Source organism: Rhodococcus sp. (in: high G+C Gram-positive bacteria) (assembly GCF_049286785.1).
Taxonomy (GTDB): Bacteria; Actinomycetota; Actinomycetes; order Mycobacteriales; family Mycobacteriaceae; genus Rhodococcus_F.
Window position 1 is genome coordinate 1 of the sequence record NZ_JBAQEO010000005.1, and the last position, 4,790, is coordinate 4,790.

Here is a 4,790-nt window from a genome sequence, read left to right on the forward strand (position 1 = left end):
GCCTGGGCGTGCGGGACGTGTTCGACGCCCCGACCGTCGCCGGGTTGGCCGCCCGCGCCGAGGCCGGGGAATCCAGGGTGGAATCCCGGCCGGCGCCCACACCGCGGGATCCGTCACGGGAGGTCCCCGTCTCGCTCGCACAGCAGCGGATGTGGTTCATCAACCAGTTCGACACGGCCAGTTCGGCGTACAACGTCGCGATCGCGCTCCGCCTCGCAGGCACGCTCGACGTGCCGGCGCTGGAGGCGGCCGTCACCGACGTCGTCGAGCGCCACGAGTCCCTCCGCACCGTCTTCCCCCTCACCGGCTTTCCACTCACGGCCAGGGGTCCGCGGCAGGTGATCCTCCCGGCAGAGAAGGTGGCGCCGGTTCTCACACCGCACGCCGTCGCGTCGGCGGACCTCGACGCGGACCTCCGCCGCCTGCTCTCCGCAGGGTTCGACGTGACGACGGAGGCGCCGGTGCGGGCCCGGCTGTTCCGGTTGGACGAGCATGAGCACGTGCTGGCCGTGGTCGTGCATCACATCGCGGCGGACGGCTTCTCGATGGTTCCACTCGCCCGCGACGTCCTGTCGGCGTACACCGCCCGGCGCCGCGGCGCCGCGCCCGACTGGACCCCTCTTCCCGTGCAGTACGCCGACTACACACTCTGGCAACGAGACCGGCTCGGCGACGAAGACGACGAAGGTTCGCCGCTCGCCCGCCAACTCGACTACTGGACCACGACGCTGGCCGACCTCCCCGACGTACTGGAACTGCCGACGGACCGACCTCGCCCGGCCGCCCGCACCCTGGGCGCAGGCCGCGTCGAGTTCGAGATCGGCCCGGATCTCCACCAGGGTGTCGTGCAGGTCGCGCGCAGGCACGGATCGACCGTGTTCATGGCCCTGCACGCCGCGCTGGCGGTCCTGCTGTCGCGGCTGAGCGCGTCGGACGACATCGCCGTGGGCACACCCATCGCGGGACGCGGCGAGGCCGAGTTGGACGACCTGGTCGGGATGTTCGTGAACACCCTCGTGCTCCGCACTCCCGTCGACGGCGCCCGCACGTTCGCCGAGCTTCTCGCGCAGGTTCGCGAGGCCGATCTCGGGGCGTTCACGCACGCGGACGTCCCGTTCGAACGCGTCGTGGACAGCCTGCGTCCCTCCCGTTCGACGGCGTACTCACCGCTGTTCCAGGTGATGCTCGAATTCCAGAACACCGAGCGCCCCGAGCTGGAGCTGCCGGGCCTCCACGTCGAACCCCTCGACCTCGCCTTCGACACGATCAATTTCGACCTCCAGCTGACCCTGCAGGAGAACGTCGACGCCGAAGGACATCCCGCAGGGATCAGCGCGGCGCTGGGGTACGCCACCGACATCTTCGACGAGGACACGGTGGCCGCATTCGCCGAGCGCCTGGTTCGGATCCTGGGCGCCGTCACCGAGTCGCCGGACGCCCCGGTCGGCGACGTCGACGTCCTCGGCGCCGGCGAGCGGGCCGCACTGACGTCCGTGAGCGGGGGCCCCGGCGTGGCGGCACGGACGCTGCCGCAGTTGCTGACCGCGGCCACCGCCGTGGACCCGGACGCCGCGGCGCTGTCCTTCGAAGGGCGTCAGGTGTCCTACCGGCACCTCGACGAGTCGTCGAACCGGCTCGCCCGACTCCTGATCGAGCGCGGCGTCGGCCCGGAACAGGTAGTGGCGCTGGCATTGCCGCGGTCGATCGAATCCGTGCTGACCGTCTGGTCGGTGGCCAAGACCGGGGCCGCGTTCCTGCCGATCGACCCGAACCATCCGGCCGAGCGCATCGAGTACATGCTCGGCGACTCGGGCGCCGTCGCCGGTCTCACCACGGCCGCGCTGCGGTCTGCCCTCCCCGCATCGATCCCGTGGCTGGTGCCGGGTGACCCCGGGACCGAGGCCGAGTTGGAGTCGCTCCCGGCGGCGGCAGTGACCGACACCGACCGCACGTCGGCATTGCGTGTCGACCACCCGGCGTACGTGATCTACACGTCGGGATCGACGGGCAGGCCGAAGGGCGTGGTGACCACGCACCGCGGACTGGCGAATTTCGCGGCGACGGAGCAGGGCACGTTCGGTACGACGGCGGCGTCCCGGACCCTGCACTTCGCATCGCCGAGCTTCGACGCCTCGGTGCTCGAGCTGATGCTGGCGGTCGGGCCGGGGGCGACGATGGTCATCGCGTCCCCGTCCGTCTACGGCGGCGACGAGCTCGCGGACCTGCTGCGGCGCGAGCGGGTCACGCACTGCTTCGTCACCCCGGCGGCGCTCGCCTCGGTCGATCCCGCCGGCCTCGAGAGCGTGCAATGCGTGGTGACCGGCGGCGAGGCGTGCCCGCAGGAACTGGTGGCCCGCTGGGCGCCGGGCCGGGCCATGTTCGACGCGTACGGTCCGACCGAGTCGACCGTCGTGTCGAGCATCAGCACCCCGCTGGCGCCGGGCGAGGCGGTCACGATCGGTGCGCCGACACTCGGATTCACCGAGGCCGTCCTCGACGGGCGGCTGCATCCCGTACCGACAGGGGTCGCGGGGGAGCTGTACCTCGCAGGCCCCGCACTCGCGCGCGGCTATCACGGGCGATACTCGCTCACCGCGGAACGTTTCGTGGCCAACCCCTTCGGGCCGCCGGGCAGCCGGATGTACCGGACCGGCGACCTCGTGCGCTGGACGGTGGACGGGCAACTCGACTATCTAGGGCGCACCGACTTCCAGGTGAAGATCCGCGGATTCCGGATCGAGCTGGGCGAGGTCGAGTCGGCGCTGCTCGCACACGGCGACGTGGCGGCGGCGGTCGCCGACGTGCGCAGGGACGGACGCTCCGGTCACCGGCTGATCGGGTACGTGGTCCCCGAACCCGGAGCCGACATCGATCCGGGGGAGGTCCTGCAGTTCGCAGGCACGCGGCTCGCGCCGTACATGGTGCCCGCCGCCGTCGTGGTGATCGCGGCGCTCCCGGTGACGGTCCACGGCAAGCTCGACCGGAAGGCGTTGCCGGAACCGGACTTCGGTGTCGCCGCTACCGACAGCCGTCCGCCGAGCACCGAGACCGAGGCGCTGCTCGCCGGCCTGTTCCAGGACGTGCTGGGACTCGCGTCGGTGGGTGTGGACGATTCGTTCTTCGCGCTGGGCGGCGACAGCATCATGTCGATCCAACTGGTCGCCCGGGCGAAGGCCGCGGGCCTGATCCTCTCCCCGCGGGACGTGTTCGAGCGCAGGACCGTCGCCGGTCTCGCCGAGGTGGCCCACTACGAGCGCGCGGATGCCGTGGTGCTGGAGGAACTGCCCGGCGGCGGCGTCGGCCCGGTCCCGCTGACACCCGTCGTCGCGTGGATGCTGGGGCGCAGCGGTGGACGGCTGGACCGGTTCTCCCAGGCCGTGCTGGTCACCGCACCGCAAGGGCTCACCCGTGACGATCTCGCCGCCGCCGTCGACGCGGTGCTGGACCGCCACGACATGCTCCGCGCGCGCCTCGCGGTCGACGAGGCGGGGCAGTGGCGGATGACGGTGCTGCCCACCGGATCGGTGCCGGCCGACGCTCTGATCCATCACGTGCCCGTGACGTCGTTCGACGCCGGCGACTTCGATGCGGTGGCGAGAGCGGAACTGAACGCGGCGGCGGACCGACTGGACCCGGCCTCGGCCAGCATGGTGCAGGTGCTCCGGTTCGACGGTCCCGGCGGGCAGGGGCGGTTGCTGCTGGTCGCGCATCATCTCGTGGTCGACGGCGTGTCGTGGCGGATCCTGATCTCGGATCTGGCGGCGGCCCACGCCCGTGTCGCCGAGGGTCTGCCCGCCGCGCTGCCTTCCGTGGGGACGTCGATGCGGCGGTGGTCGCACGGACTCACCGATGCCGTGCGGGCACGACACACCGAAGGTGCACTGTGGCAGTCGATCCTGGACGGGCCCGATCCGATCCTCGGCTCCCGTCCGCTGGATCCGGCAGTCGACGTCGATGCCATGACGGGCCGCGTCAGCGTGGACGTGCCCGCACCGGTCACCGAGGCACTCCTCACCACCCTTCCCGCCGCCTTCCACGGCGCCGTCGGCGACGGCCTCCTCACCGCGCTCACGCTGGCGATGATTCGGTGGCGGCGGCAACACGGTGTGGAGACGGCCGACGTGCTGATCAACCTCGAGGGTCACGGCCGCGAAGACCACGTCGTGCCCGGCGCCGACCTGTCCCGCACCGTCGGGTGGTTCACCACGCTGTTCCCGGCGCGACTCGACCTCACGGGCGTCGACGTCGACGCCGCCCTCGCCGGCGACGCCGCGGCCGGGTCCGCGATCAAGGCGATCAAGGAACAACTCCTCGCGATCCCCGACCACGGCATCGGGTACGGGATGCTGCGGTACCTGGATCCGGTCAGCTCGGCGGCACTGCGCCGATTCCGGCCACCGCAGGTGAGTTTCAACTACCTCGGCCGCGTGGCGACGAGCGCGGGCGACGTGCCCTGGCTGCCCGTCGCGGGCAGCGGGGACCTCGGCGGAACCCAGAACTACGACATGCCCGCCGCCTGGCTCGTGGACGTCAACGCCGCCACCACCGTCCGGGACGGCGCACCGGTGCTGACGGCGACGTGGTCGTACCCCACCGGTGTGCTGGCCGCCGAGGACGTGGAAGAGCTGTCCGCACTGTGGGTTCAAGGACTCACCGCCCTGGCCGAGCACGCGAGCCATCCGGGCGCCGGCGGGCTGACGCCGTCCGATCTCGATCTGGTATCCGTCGGGCAGGCAGACATCGACCGGCTCGAGAGCACCTACCCGGATCTCGCCGACATCTGGCCGTTG

The 4,790-nt window shown here is 71.7% G+C and carries 1 protein-coding gene; it reads left to right on the forward strand.

The genetic code is table 11. The features are described 5' to 3' along the window. Positions 1–4,790, forward strand: a 4,790-nt coding sequence (locus WAW17_RS00190; RefSeq protein WP_422331018.1) for an amino acid adenylation domain-containing protein, incomplete at both ends; no start/stop codon positions are given.